We start from the raw sequence: 17,052 nt of genomic DNA on the forward strand, positions 1-17,052 counted from the left end.
GGTCATCGGCGATTTGCCGACAGGATGGGTTGCGACACGCTAACGCAACCGACGACCGTCAATTGTGGAGCGATGATAGGAACTGTCGAAGCTCGGGAGTCCTAGGATTGGCAAAGAGCTCGTCGGGCGGTCCCATCTCATGAACCTTGCCCTGATGCATGAAGATCATCCGATCGGCGACCTTGCGCGCAAAGCCGATCTCATGGGTAACCATCATCAACGTCATGCCATCCTTGGCGAGGCTTTCGACGACGCGCAGAACTTCGCCGACGAGCTCCGGATCGAGCGCGCTGGTGATCTCGTCGCACAACAGCACGGCCGGTTCCATCGCAAGTGCGCGTGCAATAGCGACGCGCTGCTGTTGGCCGCCCGACAGGCGGTCGGGCATGGCGTCGTATTTCTCCTCCAGACCGACGCGCGAGAGCAGCGTGCGCGCCTGTTCTTCGCCTTGCTCAGTTGTGCGCTTCTTGACGAGCTTCGGCGCCAGCATGATGTTGCGTCCGACAGTCAAATGAGGAAACAAGTTAAAGCTCTGAAAGATCATCCCCACCTGTTGGCGCAGCTCACGCATCGCAGCCGCGCTGTCGTGATCGATCTGCTTGTTGTTGACCAGGATCGCGCCGCTGTCGAAGCGCTCCAGCCCGTTGATGCAGCGCAGGAGTGTCGATTTACCCGAACCGCTCTTGCCGATGATCGCGATCACCTCTCCCTGGTTCACGTTCAGGTCGACCCCTCTAAGGACCTGTGTCTCCCCAAAGGATTTGTAAAGAGCGGCGATCTCAACGATGGGCGGCATGGAGCGTCCTTTCGAGAGCGCGGGCCGTAAGGCTGATGGGATAGCACAGGGCAAAATAGTTCAGTGCGACCAGGGCATAGACTGTGAAAGGCCTGAAGGTTGCATTGGTGATCATGCCTCCGGCCTTGGTCAGTTCGACGAAGCCGATCACGGAGGCGAGTGCCGTGCCCTTGATGACCTGGACCAGGAATCCGACGGTTGGAGGCACCGCGATGGTGAGCGCCTGAGGAAGGATGACGTGACGCAACTGCTCCCAGAAATTGAGAGCCAGGCTGCGGGCGGCCTCCCATTGGCCGCGCGGAACGGAGGCGACGCAGCCGAACCAGATCTCGCTTAGAAAGGCACTGGTATAGGCGGTCAGCGCCAGCGCCGCGGCGGTCCAGGGCGAGGTCTGGATGCCCAGCAGCGCCAGGCCGAAATAGGCCAGGAAGAGCTGGATCAGAAGCGGAGTGCCCTGGAAAAGCTGAACATAGAGGCTGACGAGACGGCGCGCACTGCGCGAAGGTGTCAGGCGGGCAATCAAAAGGGCGAACCCGACGAAACCTCCGCCGATGAAGGCAATCAGCGACAGGCCCACCGTCCAGCGCGCGGCGAGCAGCAGGTTGCGCAAAATATCCCACAGCGTGAATTCGACCATGCCCTCAATCTCCGAACAGGAAGCGTGGGCCAAGCCAATTGAGCAATCGCCTCAGAGTTATCGACAGGGCAAGATAGATCAGAGCTGCGACGATGAAGGCCTCAAACGCCCGGAAGTTGCGGCTCTGAATCAAATTGGCGGCAAAGCTCAGCTCTTCGGTGGAGATTTGACCGCACACGGATGAGCCGAGCATGACGATGATGATCTGGCTGACGAGTGCGGGCCAAACCTTGCGCAGCGCCGGCGGCAGCACGACGTGAAAGAAGGTCTGCATGCGCGACAACGCAAGGCTCAGTGCGGCCTCGACTTGGCCGCGCGGCGTCGCGCCGATGCCGGCGCGGATGATCTCGGTGGCATAAGCGCCTAGATTGACCACCATCGCGAGGATAGACGCGACTTCCGGCGACAGCCGCAAGCCCATAGCTGGCAGGCCGAAGAAGATGAAGAAGAGCTGCACGATGAACGGCGTATTGCGGAACAGTTCGACATAAGCACCCGTCACGGCCTTCATCCAGACCGGCCCGTGAATGCGCGCCCAGGCGCATCCAACGCCCAGCGCAATCCCTGCAGTCGCGGAAATCGCGGTCAATCCAAGCGTCCATGCGACGCCCTTGGCGAGCATGCGCCAGTCGACAAGGATGGCCCCAAAATCGAGATCGGCCACAGCCCGGCTTACTCCGGAAGGTCGCCGGTGGACCTGCCGAGCCACTTCCGCGAGAGGGCCTCAAGGGTGCCGTCGGCCTTGGCCGCGAGGATGATCTCGTTGAGCTTGGCGCGCAACGCGTCCTCGCCCTTGCCGACGCCTATGAAGTTCGGGCTGTCCTTGAGAAGGAATTTGTATTCGGCGCCGAGCTGCGGGTTCTTGGTGATCATCGCCGCGGCGACCTGCGCGCTGGTGGCAACGGCTTGAGTCTGGCCGGCGACGAAGGCGGAAATCGTGGCGTTGTTGTCTTCGAACCGGCGGACCTCGGCGGTCGGAGGCGCGACCTTTGTCAGTTCGGCATCATCCACCGAACCGCGCGTCACTGCGATTGATTTCCCAGCCAGCGCTTCAGGTCCCTTCAGCTCCGTTGCCTTGGGGGCGAATACGCCGATGAAAAACGGCGAGTAGGCGACGGTGAAGTCGATGACCTTCTCGCGATCGGGATTCTTGCCGAGCGTCGAGATGACTAAATCGGCCTTCTTGGTCTGAAGATAGGGGATACGGTTGGCGGTCGTGACCGGGATCAGTTCCGGCGTCGCCCCAAGTTTTCCGGCGATCAGGCGCGCCATGTCGATATCGAGACCCTGCGGCTGCATGTCGGAGCCCACGAAACCGTAGGGCGGGAAGTCCGTTGGAATAGCAATCCTGACCGCCTTGCTGCGAACGATGCCGTCGAGCGCTGTCTGTCCGAAGACCTCCGAGGCGGCGAATACCGAGAGAATGGCGGCGAAGCCGATCGACAAACTGCATCTAAAAAATCGCATCACGATTTCTCCTTACTGAATCGAAGAGGCCCGGCGAGTCGCCGAATGGGCCGTCTTCTGCTTCGTCTTGTATGCAAGTCTTGTTCCACGCGGTCGATCGGCGACAGAGCCTGCCGCAACGTCGCCAGCGGGTCGCTGCCGGAGGTGAGGCGAAGCTTTTCCTTCCAGGTGCGGAGATGGACGCCCATGCGCTTTTCGGCAAGCGACATGTCCCGCGCCTCCAGGGCTGCAACGATTCCGACATGCTCGTCGAAAGATCGAGTGGCTTCGCTTTGCGTCTGGTGGTGTGTGGCGGTCAGCGCCGTGCGAACGGTCAGGTCGCGCAGAGTCTGGGCAAGAAGTTCGTTTCCGAGGCAGCGGGCAAGACAAACATGGAAATCGCCCAGAATGAAGCTCCTTAGTCCGACGTCAGAGCCCTTTATCGCCTTCGATTGACGCCGCAAGTGATCCCGCAAAAGCCTGAGTTCCGCCTCGCCGAGCGGACGGGCACCACGCAACAGTCCGGTCTCGATCACGAGTCGGGCCTCGAACGCTTCCCCTGCCTGTTTTTCCGTCGGCTCCAGCAGGTACCACCCGCGGCGGGCGCTGACCGATACGAGGCCTCGTGTTTCGAGCCGCACCAGCGCTTCGCGCACGATGGTGCGGCTGCAGCCGAACAACTCGGCCAGTTGCTGCTCGCCGAGACGGCTTCCTGGCTCCAGTTTCTTCGCCAGGATGGCGTCCAACAAGCGGTCGCTGATCTGCAGGGCGGAAGTCATCACTTGCCTCGAACGAAGGCTCATTCTTGCATGGATGCAGCATCGTTGTATACAAGATTGGCGCGTGATACATGCTTTCGCCCTGAACCGGCTCTTGGAACGGCAGTCCCCGCATGACCCATTTCTGGCATCTCGATGCCGCGCAATTGATCCAAGGGTATGCGCGGCGCGCATTCACGCCGGTCGACGTCATTGAAGACTGTCTGGATCGCGCACGGAATTTCGACTCATCGCTCAACGCCTTCTTGCACTTCAGTGAGGCCGACGCGCTGGAGGCGGCAGAGGCAAGCGGCAGGCGCTGGGCGGAGGCGAGGCCGCTTGGCCCGCTCGACGGGGTCCCGGTCTCGGTGAAGGACAACCTGCATGCCGCTCGCATGCCGACCACATGGGGCAGCGCGCTGATGCGCGGCTTCGTCGCGGCGCGGGACGAGGATCCGGTGTCCAAGATACGGGCGGCGGGCGCGGTGCTTTTCGCAAAGACCAGTTTGCCGGAGTTCGCGATGCAGGGCTTTACCGCAAATGCCCTGAAAGGCACGACCTTCAATCCCCTCGATCTGTCGCTGACACCAGGCGGTTCCTCGGGCGGCGCGGCAGCCGCCGTTGCCGCCTTCTGCGGACCGCTGGCGCTGGCGACCGACGGCGGCGGTTCAATACGGCGGCCGGCCTCCCATTGCGGCCTTGTCGGCTTCAAGCCGTCAGCCGGGCTCGTGAAGCGGCGCGGTGGCTTACCGGAGATATTTCTTGACCACGAGGTGGTGGGCGGGATTGGGCGAAGTGTTGCGGACGTTGCCAACTTCACGGAGATACTGGCCGCGCAACCGCTCGCCGCCGCTTCGAAAAAGGCCAGAATCCTGTATGTGCCGCGCTTTTCGGGCGCGCCCGTCGACCCTGGCATCGCCGATGCGGTCGAGAGTGCGGCCCAACGCTTCGAAGCGATGGGACACCTCGTCGAGTGTCCACCGTCATTCGACCTCTCCGACGAGATCAACAGCTTGTGGCCGCAGCTTTCCGCGATCGGTCTGGCATGGCTGTTTGAAGACGGCGCACACTGGCCTGAACTCGGCCTCCGCCGCGGGGCGCGACCAGACCAGGCGATGTGCGGCGAGGTGGCCCGCGCTACTCTGCAAGAGGGCCGCTCGGCGCGAGCTACCGCACTGTTCAATCTTGTCAATGCGATTCAGCAGCTCAAGCGGCGGTTGGATGAGCTCTTCGATTCCCATGACGCGATCCTCACACCCGCCACCGCGGCTTTGCCCTGGCCCGCCGACCGCCCCTACCCTGAGACGATCGCCGGACAGGCGGTCGGGCCGCGGGGACACGCCGTCTTCACCGCCATCGCCAATGCCGCTGGCTTGCCGGCGCTCGCGATACCTTGCGGACGGGTATCGGGGCTACCGACCGGCTTCCAGTTGCTTGGCCCGAAGGGGGCCGACGCCGCCGTGCTCGCATTGGGTCGGGAATATGAGCGGAACTTTTCTTACGGCCGCCTGTCGCCGGAGCCCAGCCTCACCGTGGGGAGGACGCCGTGAGTAATGCGGGTGAAGCGGCGGACCGGTTGGTCACGGCCCGAAACAGCGGGCGGCCGGTCTTGTGGCGTGACATTCTCCCTTTGGATCGCGTCGGCGCCTACGCGATCCAGGATGCCACGCTTTCCCGGATCGGCCCGTCCGGCGGCTGGAAGGTAGGGGCGTCGGGCCCCGAGGCCGAGCCCATTTGCGCGCCGCTGCCGGCATCGGGTCTGCTCGCCTCCGACGCGCGACTTGGTCCGGAATTCCGCCTGCGCGGTGTGGAAGTGGAAGTCGCGCTCCGGGTCGGGCGAACTCTCACGGCTGAAGATGCCGCGTTGCCCGACCGCGAACTGGCACGCGCCTTCGACGCCGCGTATCCCGCCATCGAAGTGGTCGAGACGCGTCTTGAGAATTGGAGGAATAGCGCTGCCTTGGCCCAGCTTGCGGATTTGCAGAGCCACGGCGCGTTACTGCTCGGACCAGCCTCGACAGTTAGCCTGCCCTCCGTCGATTTGAGGGGCGTCGAGGCGCATCTCTACGTCGGGGACGAGATCAGCCGGCAAACGACGGGAGGCAATCCGGCAGGCAATATCTGGCGTCTGCTGCGCTGGCTCATTTCACCATTGTGCGGACCGAAGCGTGCCTCTTTCACCGGGCCACATCGTCACAACCGGCTCGTGCACCGGCATGCTCTTCGCAAAAGAACGCACCAGCGTCCGTGCGCGCTTGGCGGGTCTCGGCGAGGTTGCAGTCGACTTCTGAGAAACGATGCTTCCTTGGTCTGCATTACCCGGTTCAGTCAACTCTGGGCAGCCAACGGCTTCACCAAAATTGCGCGCGAGGAGATCTTCTAGCTCACAACACTCGTATCGCCTACCGGCGTTGATCATTCGCCGGTAAAAGCCGGACATTGACCATGACTGAGATCAGGATCCTCAAGCACCAACGGCCTCCTTCGTGCGCAAGATTGGAGAAGATATCGCAGGTAGGGTTGGTGTGTGGAAAAGCGGTAGCGTTCCCCCGCTACCAATCGTACGATTTTGCACGCCAATCTACGATTTTCTGCGATTTCTTGCGCTCGGTGTTAGCGCGCGGACTTACCCAATTTCCTCCTGCCGCCACCTGGAAGCGCTATTCTCCTCGAGCGATTTCCTCGTCAATGGACGCTAGGCTCGGATAGTCGAGATACCCTTTATCCGACCCGCCATAGATCCCGATCGGCTGTGGCGAGTTGTAAGGACCGCCGGCTCGTATCCGCGCCGGGAGGTCCGGATTGGCGAGAAAGAGGCGGCCGAACGCGACCGCGTCAGCCTCGCCGGAATTGACGATGTCGGCGGCACGCTCGGGGGTGATGCCGGCATTGACGATGAGCGGTCCGCGATAGTGCTCGCGGAAGATCACCAGCATTCGTTCGTAATCCGGCGCTCCGGTCCACGCGTTGGTGTCCGCAAGGTGCAGATAGGCGAGCCCGGCGGTCTGTAGCCAGGGCGCGAGCCGACCATAGGTGTCTTCCGGCTTCGGGTCCCGCGTGCTGTTGTAATCGGCAAAGGGCGACAGCCGTAGTCCTATCCGCGATCGCGGCATGACGTCGGAAATCGCCGCAACAACTTCGAGAAGCAATCTGGAGCGCGCTTCGATGCTTCCGCCGTACTGATCGGTTCGCAGATTGATCGTCGGCGAGGGAAACTGGTGAACCAGATAGCCGTTGGCGCCGTGAATCTCCACACCGTCAAACCCGGCGCGAACGGCGTTGGCGGCCGCCCGTCGAAATTCGTCCACGACGGTCTCAATCTCCACCCTGGTCATCGCGCGTGACGACGTGGCTGCGACGCGCACATAGGCGCCGTTGGCAAGCAGCGCCCATACCTGAAGCTGTTCCAGATCGTCATTCACGCCTGACGGTGACAGTGGTTGCCGGTTGGATAGCAGACCGCGCGCGCTCGCGCGGCCGGCATGCCAGAGCTGCGCGATAATCCGGCCCCCTTGCTTGTGGATCCGCTCGACGACCGCTTTCCAGCCCTCGGTCTGCGCGTCGGTCCACAGGCCCGGCGTTCGATCAAAGGCGTTGGACATCGGTCCTACATTACTGCCCTCGCTGACTGTGCGCCGAGCCGCAATTTCCACGAAGAGGCGACGCCGCCTCCGGGCTGCGCACGCTGCTACTTCAGCATCGCCGCGACGTTGTCCTTTGTCACGACGTCGAGACCGGTGTGGATGATCTCCGGCACCTTCTGGCCCTTCTTGATGGCAAGCAGCGTATCCATCGCTTTCTCGCCCATCTCGAACGGACGCTGGCCGATCAGTGCGTTGACATAGCCCTCGTTCAGAAGTTCAAGCTGCATCTTGAGGGTATCGGCCACGACGAGCGTGAACTTGCCGGCGTCGAGGTCCTTCTTGCTCTTGCTGGCGAACGCCTTGAAGCCTTCCGGGGCGAACATCGGCCAGCCGCCGACCGGGATGATCGCCGCGAGATCGGGAACAGCGGTGCGCAGATCGGTCATCTGCTGAACACCCAGCGCGGGGTCGTCGTTGCAGAACGTCGGCGATCCCCCCACTTCGGTCCACTTCGAGCCTTTGAGCGCTTCCCGGACGCCATCGACGCGTTCGGCCAGGTTCTTCGCACCCGGCCCGCCGGAGACCATCGCGTACTTGCCGCCATCGGGCCGGAGCTTCAGCAACTGCTTGCCGAGCGCGACGCCGAACTCCTTGTTGTCGGTGCCGATATAGCCAATCCGCTTCGAGCCCGGCGCGTCCGCGTCAAACGTGATGACGGGAATGCCGGCCGCATTTGCCGCCTCGATCGACTTGGTCATGGCCGCGACATCGGCGACCGAGATGGCCAGGCCGTCCACCTTCTGGGTGATGAAGTCCTGGATGATCTGCGCTTGCGTCGCCGGCTCGTGCTCGACGGGACCCTTGTAGATGCATTCGATGTTGCCGAGTTCCTTGGCGCGCTTCTGGCAACCGTCGCGCGCGAAATCGAAGAACGGATTGTTCATCGCCTTGGGCACGATCACGAATTTGTAGCTCTGGGCAAGGCCGGGTGTCGCCATCATGGCGAGGACCGCAGCGGCAACAAGTGCCTTCTTCATTGTTTCCCTCCACATTTTTTGTGCCCTATCTCTTGAAATCAGCGGCTCCCGAAGGCGGATAGGCGGACATTGTGATCCTCCAGGACGAACTCTTCAGGCCATGCGCGAGCGAAGACGATCGACCAGCACCGCTGCGATGATGATCACGCCCACCAAGGTCTGCTGCCAGTAGGAGTTGATCTGCGCGAGCACGAGGCCGTTGCGGATCACTTCGAGCAGCACGCAGCCGACGATCGCCCCGAGCGGGCCGCCGGCGCCGCCGGCGAGATTGGCGCCGCCGATGACGGCGGCTGCAATCACGTTGAGCTCGTAGGACGTCGCCATGTTTGCCGGCGCCGATCCCAGCCAGCCCGAGATGATGATGCCCTGCAGACCCGCGGCGAGCGCGCAGATCACATAGATCTCGATCTTCACCCGTACGACCGGAATGCCGGTCAGCGCGGCCGCCTTCTCGTTGCCGCCGACGGCAAAGACGTGGCGGCCGAAACCGGTGTGGTGCAGCACGATCGCCATCGCCACCGCAAGAACCACGAGATAGATGAACGGCGCCGGCATGCCGAATACGACGCCGGATGTCAGCGCGTAGAGATAATCGGCTTCGGGGCCGCTGGGAAAGCTGCCGCGGCCGTTGGAGACGACGTAACCGAGGCCGCGCACGATCGACAGCATGCCGAGCGTGGTGACGAAAGGCGACAGCCCGAGCACTGCGATGCAGAAACCATTGACGAGACCGACGATCAGCGCGACGCCGAGCCCCGCAAGGACCGAGACGAGCAGGATCAAGCCGGGCATATTTGCGATCACGGTTTTGCCGTCGTCGGCCAAATGCACGAACCACTCCGCGCCGGGCATGCCGGGCGTCGAGATTTGCGTCATGACCATCGAGGTGATCATCGCGGAAAAGCACATCACCGAGCCCACCGAGAGATCGATGCCGCCCGTGATGATGACGAAGGTCACGCCGAGCGTGGCGATGGCGATGAAGGAAAAGTTCTTCGCCACATTCTGCATATTGCCTTCGGTGAGGAAGTAGGGGCTGGCGAAGTTCATCACCACGAACAGCGCCACCAGCGCGAGCAGGACGTACCCGGTCTGCGAGGCAAAGAAGCCGCTCTGCCACCATTTGGTCTTGCCCACATTGGTGAAGGTGATGGGAGATTCCAGGGGCGTGGCCATTACGCAGCCTCTCTCGCTCCCGTGATGAGGGAGGTGACTTCCTCGGGGCTGGTGTCGCCGATCGCCTTGTCGGCACGTTTTTCGCCGCGGCGCATCACCACGACGCGGTCACAGACCGCGAACACGTCGGGCATGCGGTGCGAGATCAGCATCACCGCGACGCCCTGTTCCTTCAGGCGATGGATCAGGCTCAGCACCTGCTCGACCTGGCGGACCGAGATCGCGGCCGTCGGTTCGTCCATCATCACGAGCTTGGCATTGGACAGCCGAGTCCGTGCGATCGCGACCGCCTGACGCTGGCCGCCCGACATCTGCTTGACGAGATCGTGCGGTCGGGTCTCCGAACGCAGCAGCTCGCCGAACAGCTCCAGCGCACGGGCTGCCATCGCCTTGTGGTCGAGAAACGCGAACGGACCAAGCTTGCGCTTGAGCTCACGGCCGAGGAAGACATTGGACGCTGCCGTGAGATTGTCGGCGAGCGCGAGGTCCTGATAGACCACTTCGATTCCGACCGCGCGGGCATCGATCGGCCGGACGAAATGAACCGGCTTGCCGTCAAAGCGAATCTCGCCGTGACTTGGCGGGAAGTTGCCGGCGATGATCTTGACGAGCGTCGACTTGCCGGCGCCGTTGTCTCCCATCAGGCCGACCACCTCGCCGGGAGAAACGCGCAGGTCGACGCCATGCAACGCGCGAATGGCGCCGAACTCCTTGCCGATGCCCTTCAACTCCAGGACGGCCAGCCCGGCGTCGTGAGGGGTTACCATGGCTGGTTTCGCTCAGGCATGCTGGCAAACTCCAGCTCAGAAGTGCACAAGCGTGCGCAGACCAAGGACCCAGGCATTCTCGGTCTTGATGCCGGCGGCATTATAGCCGCGCCCGCCGGGATTGATTACGTACTGGGCGTCGAACTTGAGGTTCATCCAGCCAGTCGCCTGCCACCCGTACCAGGCTTCGATCGGAACTTCGTTTCCGCCCGCATTCAGGGTGAGCGCAGCGGAATTCACGTGGGTCGTACCCACCGCGAAGCCGACTTCGTCTTCCGGGCGCCAGGAGAACGTTCCGGTGTGCCTGAAGCCCAGGGCGACCTGATAGTCCTGATACGACGTCCGGTGATCGGCGACCGTCGTGTTGAGGAACATGTACCAACCCTGTGCCTTTGCACCCTCAACGGTCAGCCGCTGCAGGATCGACTCATAGACGCCATAGCGGCCGCGTTGATCGCCCAGATTCTGGTCCGAGACGCCGCCGATGCCCGGGGCGATCGCGATGATACCGGGGAGGCCGCCGTCAATCGTCGACGCGCTGTCATACCAGCCGCCGAATCGCCAGGTCCCGTTCAGGGGACCGCCGCTCGGCGCCCAGACCACCTCGACCGGCACCAGCACGCCGGAGGCCCGGCTCGAACCGGGGACGCCTGGCAGGAAGTAGGTCGCGGAGTCCGACGTCGTCAGATAGTTCGGATTGGCGTCGTAGACGCCGACCGAAAGCTGCCATTCCTTGGTGAAGTTGTAGTGTGCGACACCGGCCCATTGGCTCACTGGCCAGTTGTAGATGTAGCCACCCTGGATATTGCCGGGCTGGCCGCCGCAGAAGGTCAGGTTGATGAACTCGCACAGGCCGAAGAAGAAGTCGGAGCCGACCGGAAGACGGCCGCCCTTGAGTTCAAGGCGGTCATCGAACAGCTTCTGCGAGTAGTAGAGTTCGGTGAGGCGCAGGATATTGCCGCGGCCGAACACTTCGTTGGTCAGCTGCAAGGCCGGAATGCCTGCGTCGTCGTTCAGATTGTGGCCGAAGCGGTCGACCAGCGTGAGGCCAACCAGGCCGCCCTGGATGCCGGCAAGCTTCGCCATATCGAACTTGGCCTGAAAGAACAGCTGTCCGGCGTTGGCGCCGACATTCTTGTTGCCGCCCGACAGATTGCCGACGGCTTCGTCGCCCAGCGTCAGGGCCAGCGAGATACCCCGCTCCTTCAGCTGCGTTCTGCCGAGATCGCCGAACAGATACGGTCTCGTCCAGAAATCATCGGTCTCAGCGTAAGGAATGGGCGGAGCTTTCGTTAAGAGATCGGCCGCATGCGCGCCGCCGCTGAACAAAGATAACAAAGCGATCCCCACGCCGCATGCCCGCGCGGTGTTTACAGACCAAAGTGACATTTTCTGTACTCCCAGCGTCCCCGGCTTTGTCCATTTTTGTGTCGCGTTCCCGCCCAAAGCCCTTCAGCCTGGAACGCGCTCCTTTCAGTGTCGCGATCCGTCAACTTGAGATAGAAAATCCACGCGCGCCAAAGCCCTTGAGGACGGTGGTGAGGGTCTGCCAGCGGCCCGGCCAGGCTCGACCTGCGGCGCCAACGTGGACGTGAGCCTCGGATGCTTGATCAGTCTTGCGCATCGAACTCTTCCCCTTGTCCTCTACTCGAGTCGCCGTGGCTATATTCCCGGTCGAGATTCTTCGCAGTCGAGTCACGCCTGATCTCCCGCGCTCGTCGGCAACGCCGTCGCGCCGTGCGCAGATGCGCTTTGCAAAATTGTGGTTTCCTTTGCTCGAGGCGCCGTGCGGGCGAGGCCGGCCAGCGCCGCCTTGCGCCGCCGGCGGGCCTGCAATTGCTGATCCGCCAGAACGCCGATCAAAATCACGGTCCCCATCACCGCGAAGTTCAGGGAGTTCGGAATGCCGAGGATGTTCACGAGGTTCTGCAGCACCTGGAGCAGCGCTGTGCCCAGCACGATACCGAGAATCGAGCCCTCGCCGCCGCGCAGGCTGCAGCCGCCGAGGACCGCAGCGGCTATCGCATAGAGTTCGTAGAAATTGCCGAAGGAACTCGGAGAGACCGAGTTGGTGTAGAAGACGAAACATCACGGTCGAAACGCCGGCGAGGCCGCCGCTGATGACATAGGCGGTCGCGATCACGATATTTGTGTTGATACCGGAGAAGCGCGCCGCTTCCTCGTTCTTGCCCACGGCATAAAGCCAGCGTCCGTAGACCGAACGATGCAGCAGCACGCCGAGGATCAGCGCCAGGATGATCAGGAAGATGAAGGTGTTCGGAATGCCCGCGATATTGCCGGAGGCGACGTTGCCCAGCGTGCTGGCCTCGTCACCATAGCCGAAGCCGCGTGTCGAATCGCTGGTGTAATAGCGCGCGGCGCCGCGATAGATCAGCAACCCGCACAGCGTCACGATGAAGGGCTGCATTTTCAGCCGGGTGATCAGGAAACCCTGGATGCCGCCCAGCGCGAGCCCGCCCGTCAGGACCAGCAACAGCGCGAACGGCCAGGGCACCTGATACGTCGTCAGAAGGTCGATGAAGACGACGCCGAGCAGCGCGAACATCGAGCCGAGCGAAAGATCGATGCCTCCGGTGATGATGACGAGACCTTCGCCCAGTGCGAACACACCGAACAGGCCGATCAAATTGGCCATGTTCAGCAAGTTCACGAACGACAGGAAGGCCGGATTGATCGCGCCGGTGATGGCGGAGATCACCGCCAGCAGCAAGAACAGGCCGAGTTCCTTCTTCATCATGGCGCAGCGGCCTCCAGGGTTTCGAGCGCCTGGCCGACCGCCAGCCTCAACACGTTGTATTCGCTGAACTGGTCGCGCTCGAGCACGCCGCTGACGCTGCCTTCATGCATCACCGCGACGCGGTCGGAGACGCCGATGACCTCTTCCATGTCGGAGGAGATCATCACGATCGCAACGCCGCGGTCGGCGAGGCTGCGCATCAGCGCGTAGATCTCGCTCTTGGCGCCGACATCGATGCCGCGGGTCGGCTCGTCGAAGAACATCACGCGCGGCTGCATCGAAAGCCACTTGCCGAGCACTACTTTCTGCTGGTTGCCGCCGGAGAGAGCGTCACGGCTTCGATGTCGAGGCTCGGCGCCTTGATCGACAGGCTCCTGGCCTGGTCTTTCGCGATTCTGCGTTCGGCCGCGCCGTTGACCAGCCACATCCGCGCATGATCCAGCAGGCTCGCGAGCGTCACGTTCTCCCGGATCGGCAATTCCAGCACCAGCCCGGACTTCTTGCGGTCCTCCGGCACCAGATAGATTCCTTGCCTGATCGCATCGCGCGGCGAGGCGACACCGACCGGTTCGTTGTCGATCCTGATCTCACCCCCCAGCAGCGGGTCAACGCCGAACACCGCGCGGGCAAGGGAGGTGCGGCCGGCGCCGACGAGTCCAGCGAGGCCGAGGATCTCGCCGCGCCGCACGGAAAGGTCAATCTGCCGGTCGGGAAAGGCGGTCGTTACGACGCCGGCGATATCGCAGCCGCCCGGCTGCGGCGAGCGCGCCGGCGGCGTATACAGCGCCTTCAGGTCGCGGCCGATCATCAGCCGGATCATCGCGGCATGGCTCAGCTCGTCCCGCGCCAGTTCCCCCACCGTGCGCCCGTCGCGCAGCACGACGACGCGATCGGCACAGCTCATGATCTCGCCGAGCCGGTGCGAGATGTAGATCACCGAGATGCCGTGGACCTTCAGGTCGGCGATCACCTCCAGCAGCCGCTCCGTCTCCGAAATCGTCAGGCTGGAGGTCGGCTCGTCCATGATGATCACGCGGGCATCGATCGAGAGCGCCTTGGCGATCTCCACCATCTGACGCTCCGCGATCGACAGATTGTCGACCAGTGTGTTCGGTGTGAAATCGGCGCCCAGCCGTTGCAGCAGCGGCGTCACGCGGGCGCGCATCTCCGCGTTGTCCACCAGCTTCAGCGGGCCGCCGGCGAGCTTCTCGCGCCCGATGAAGACATTGGCCGCGACGTCGAGATTCTCGAACAGGTTCAGCTCCTGGTGCACAAAGGCGATGCCGGCCAGGGTCGCCTCGTTCACCGTCATCCTTGCGTGGTCGCTTGCCGCCGATGCGGATCACGCCCGCGCTCGGCGCGATCACGCCGGCCAGCACGCGCATCAGCGTCGATTTGCCGGCGCCGTTCTCGCCGATCAGGCCCAGCACCTCGCCGCGGCAGACGCGCAGATTGACGTCGTCGAGCGCCCTGACGCCGGGATAGGTCTTGCTGATTCCGCTGAGTTCGAGCAGCGTCTCCGGCATTCGGCATGTCCTCCTGCATCCCACCCGGCGGCCTGTGGCGGCCGGGCGGCGAAGTCGACTGAAGTTACTTCTTCAGCAGTTCCTTCAGTTGCCCGGCGAACTCGGCGACGTTGGTCTTGCTGATCACCTTGGTCGGCACGATCAGCTTGCTGTCCTTCGGAATCCAGGACTTGTCGCCGTTCAGCGTCTTGATGATGTTGGTGGCGGAGAGATAGCCGAACTCGTAGGGCTGCTGCACGACCGTGGATTCGATCGCGCCGTCGGAAATGCCCCGCAGCGTCCGCTGGTCCTCGTCGAAGCCGACGATCTTCACCTTGCCGGCCTTGCCTGCGGCCTTCACCGCATCATAGATCAGCGGGGTCTCGTAGCTCCACAGGCCGGAGAGCAGCGCGATGTCGGGATATTTGACGAGCACGTTCTCCATGTTCGCCTTGGCCTTGGCAAAGTCCACCTGGTCGGTGAACACGTCGACCAGTTCGACCTTGGTGCCGGCGATCGATTCCTTGATGCCCTGTACGCGCTCGCGGGCGTTGTCGGCGTCCATCGTCCCGACGAACAGCGCGATCTTGCCGCCGTTCGGCAGCGCCTTCTTGATCTCCTCGCCGGCCTGCCGCCCGGCCGCGACGTTGTCGGTGCCGATATAGGCGAGACGGTTGCTCTGCGGCGCGTCGCTGTCCGTCGTGATCAGCACGGTCTTGGCCGCGACCTTGTTGAGCTCTTCGGTCGCATGCGGCGCATCGTCGACCGAGATCGAGATGCCGGCGACGCCGCGCACCAAGAGGTCGTCCAACTCGCGCCGCTGGCCAGCCGCGGTGCCTTCGTTGGTGACGATCAGCTCGATATTGTATTCCGGGTGCTCTTTCTGCGCCTTCTCGAGCCCGCGGCCCGCGATGGTCCAGAAGTCGGCCGCGACATTGGTCACCAGCGCGATGGTCTTTTTCTGCTGCGCCTGTGCTATCCCTGTCGCCATCGCGAGCGCGGCTGCGCCCGCCAATAGCGGCACGATCAATCGTTTCATTGAGTCATTCATATGCACCTCCCTGTCGACACCCCCGGTGAGGGGTTTTCACGCTCGGCGCTTTTCACGCCTTATTTTATTCACGTAACTAATAAATTAGCGCGACAAAATGTCCAGTCAAGGATGTTATTGCCCGTACCTTCAAGCAATAATAGTGTTTTAGTGACGTATTGTTGCCACTATCGACGCCTTTTGACCATTATATGAGTTGCACGCGTTGAATAACTTCATCAAGCGAATTAAAAAGGCTGACATGAATGAACAGCCCGAACCGCTGAGACGCGCGCTTCGAGTCTGGCCCGCGGATCGAACCGCAGCCGGCTCGTCGAAGTCTTGCGGCGTCAGGGGCCATTGCCGCGCGTCGAGCTGGCACGCAGCACGGGGCTGAGCTTCCCGGCCATATCGGCCATCACGTCGAAACTGATGGCGGAAGATCTGCTGTGCGAAGCAGTGACAGAGACGGCGACGTTGTGGCCCGACGATACCGACGAAGAGGATACGGATGGCCTGAACGGCCGCCGCCGCGGCCGGCCGGCGGTCCTGCTGACCCTGAACCCCGAGTTTGGCCGCATCATTGCGGTCTCGCTGCGCATGAATCTGATCGAGACATTGATCGCCGATTTCAGCGGCTCCGCCCTGGCGCAGTCGCGACTTGAGCTGACGACACGCGCGCTCGATGCAGCCGCGTTGTGCGATCTCGTGATCGCGCAGATCGACGCCATGCTTGATGCGACGGCCACGCCGAGACATCGGCTGTTGGGAATCGGGATTGCGTTGCAGGGCATCGTTGACTCCGACACCGGCCGGCATCTGTGGAGCCCGGCGCTGTCGATCACCGACGTCGATCTGGCAACGCCGGTCCGCCAGGCATTCGGCGTCGAAGTCGTGATGGCGAACGACGCGGTTGCGGTTGCGCTGGCCCTCGCGGCCGCCGAACCGGCGCTGGCGCAGGGCCTCACGGCCACGATCATGGTGGGCCACGGCGTCGGCATGGGCGTCGTTGTCGACGGTGAAGCGCGCGACGGTGCCGGCGCAGGCAGTGAGATCGGCCATGTCAAGCTGGCGCCGAACGGTCCGCAATGCCGCTGCGGTCAGCGCGGCTGCATCGAGGCCCATCTCGCCGACTATGCGCTCTACCGCGACGCGCGTACCTTTCTCGACCTGCCGCCGGCGGTGTCGCAGCAGCCGTCCGAGGCGCAGATGGCTCTGCTGCGCGCGCGGGCGCGCGCCGGCGATCCCCGTCTCGAGCAGTTATTCCGGCAGGCAGGCCACGCGCTTGCCGATGGCGGTCGCCACGACGATATCGGTGCTGCGCCCGCATCACATCATCCTCGCGGGTCCGGGCCTGCAGGCATTCGACATGATGCGCGGTGCCTATGAGGAGCGGCTCGAGCGGGCAGTGTTGCCGTGGCTGCTCAAGTCTACCGCGATCCATGTGCGTCCAAGCGAATCGGCGACGATTGTCGACGGCATGGTGCGGCGGACGCTGCGGGTCGTGGACCGAAACCACATGGAGACGACCGAGTGAACCTCGGGAGCCGTGGCTCTT

Annotated in this window: 13 protein-coding genes and 3 pseudogenes; 3 read left to right on the forward strand and 13 right to left on the reverse strand. The window is 63.0% G+C overall.

Going from position 1 to position 17,052, the window contains the following annotated elements:
- Positions 1-58 precede the first annotated feature (58 nt).
- The 5 genes from ACVWW1_RS37715 to ACVWW1_RS37735 are packed head-to-tail and all read right to left on the reverse strand — an operon-like array spanning position 59 to position 3,658.
- The gene (locus ACVWW1_RS37715) at positions 59-796 is read right to left on the reverse strand and encodes an amino acid ABC transporter ATP-binding protein (RefSeq protein ID WP_456659367.1); all 738 of its coding nucleotides are present in this window, start codon (positions 794-796) and stop codon (positions 59-61) included.
- A complete protein-coding gene (locus ACVWW1_RS37720) occupies positions 780-1,433 on the reverse strand; it encodes an amino acid ABC transporter permease (RefSeq protein ID WP_456659368.1) in 654 nt (217 codons plus the stop codon). The genes ACVWW1_RS37715 and ACVWW1_RS37720 overlap by 17 nt, the downstream gene beginning before the upstream one ends.
- Positions 1,434-1,437: 4 nt before the next feature.
- Positions 1,438-2,055 (reverse strand): amino acid ABC transporter permease, encoded by a 618-nt coding sequence (locus tag ACVWW1_RS37725; protein ID WP_456660772.1) that lies wholly within the window; start codon positions 2,053-2,055, stop codon positions 1,438-1,440.
- A 50-nt stretch (positions 2,056-2,105) separates the two neighbouring features.
- Complete coding sequence (locus tag ACVWW1_RS37730) at positions 2,106-2,900, reverse strand: transporter substrate-binding domain-containing protein (protein ID WP_456659369.1); 795 nt, start codon at positions 2,898-2,900, stop codon at positions 2,106-2,108.
- Positions 2,900-3,658 carry a GntR family transcriptional regulator gene (locus ACVWW1_RS37735; protein ID WP_207835353.1) on the reverse strand — a complete coding sequence of 253 codons (759 nt, stop codon included), beginning with the start codon at positions 3,656-3,658 and terminating at the stop codon, positions 2,900-2,902. Before ACVWW1_RS37735 ends, ACVWW1_RS37730 begins: the two co-directional genes overlap by 1 nt.
- Before the next feature lie 113 nt (positions 3,659-3,771).
- Between ACVWW1_RS37735 and ACVWW1_RS37740 the strand changes: the two genes are divergently transcribed.
- Together ACVWW1_RS37740 and ACVWW1_RS37745 are read left to right on the forward strand one after the other, a co-directional pair.
- Complete coding sequence (locus tag ACVWW1_RS37740; protein WP_456659370.1) at positions 3,772-5,187, forward strand: amidase; 1,416 nt, start codon at positions 3,772-3,774, stop codon at positions 5,185-5,187.
- Entirely contained in the window at positions 5,184-6,020 is an 837-nt protein-coding gene (locus tag ACVWW1_RS37745; protein WP_456659371.1) for a hydratase, read from the forward strand. The genes ACVWW1_RS37740 and ACVWW1_RS37745 overlap by 4 nt, the downstream gene beginning before the upstream one ends.
- 277 nt (positions 6,021-6,297) lie before the next feature.
- On the opposite strand, the gene ACVWW1_RS37750 is transcribed toward ACVWW1_RS37745, so the two are convergent.
- From ACVWW1_RS37750 to ACVWW1_RS37785, 8 genes and pseudogenes are all read right to left on the reverse strand, one after another.
- Positions 6,298-7,290: an oxidoreductase gene (locus ACVWW1_RS37750; protein ID WP_456659372.1), complete on the reverse strand. Its 993-nt coding sequence runs from the start codon at positions 7,288-7,290 to the stop codon at positions 6,298-6,300.
- Between the two features lie 35 nt (positions 7,291-7,325).
- The gene (locus ACVWW1_RS37755) at positions 7,326-8,258 is read right to left on the reverse strand and encodes a sugar-binding protein (RefSeq protein WP_456659373.1); all 933 of its coding nucleotides are present in this window, start codon (positions 8,256-8,258) and stop codon (positions 7,326-7,328) included.
- A gap of 93 nt (positions 8,259-8,351) precedes the next feature.
- Positions 8,352-9,434 carry an ABC transporter permease gene (locus ACVWW1_RS37760; RefSeq protein WP_456659374.1) on the reverse strand — a complete coding sequence of 361 codons (1,083 nt, stop codon included), beginning with the start codon at positions 9,432-9,434 and terminating at the stop codon, positions 8,352-8,354.
- Entirely contained in the window at positions 9,434-10,201 is a 768-nt protein-coding gene (locus ACVWW1_RS37765) for an ATP-binding cassette domain-containing protein (protein ID WP_456659375.1), read from the reverse strand. Before ACVWW1_RS37765 ends, ACVWW1_RS37760 begins: the two co-directional genes overlap by 1 nt.
- Before the next feature lie 36 nt (positions 10,202-10,237).
- Positions 10,238-11,590 (reverse strand): carbohydrate porin, encoded by a 1,353-nt coding sequence (locus ACVWW1_RS37770; protein WP_456659376.1) that lies wholly within the window; start codon positions 11,588-11,590, stop codon positions 10,238-10,240.
- Between the two features lie 306 nt (positions 11,591-11,896).
- A pseudogene (locus tag ACVWW1_RS37775) lies at positions 11,897-12,959 on the reverse strand (ABC transporter permease).
- Positions 12,956-14,485 (reverse strand): annotated as a pseudogene (locus ACVWW1_RS37780) (sugar ABC transporter ATP-binding protein). Before ACVWW1_RS37780 ends, ACVWW1_RS37775 begins: the two co-directional pseudogenes overlap by 4 nt.
- 64 nt (positions 14,486-14,549) lie before the next feature.
- Positions 14,550-15,515: a sugar-binding protein gene (locus tag ACVWW1_RS37785; RefSeq protein WP_456659377.1), complete on the reverse strand. Its 966-nt coding sequence runs from the start codon at positions 15,513-15,515 to the stop codon at positions 14,550-14,552.
- Positions 15,516-15,756: 241 nt separating this feature from the next.
- Between ACVWW1_RS37785 and ACVWW1_RS37790 the strand changes: the two are divergent.
- Positions 15,757-17,031 (forward strand): annotated as a pseudogene (locus ACVWW1_RS37790) (ROK family protein).
- Positions 17,032-17,052: the final 21 nt, after the last annotated feature.

The sequence above is a fragment of the Bradyrhizobium sp. JR3.5 genome (genome assembly GCF_054057015.1).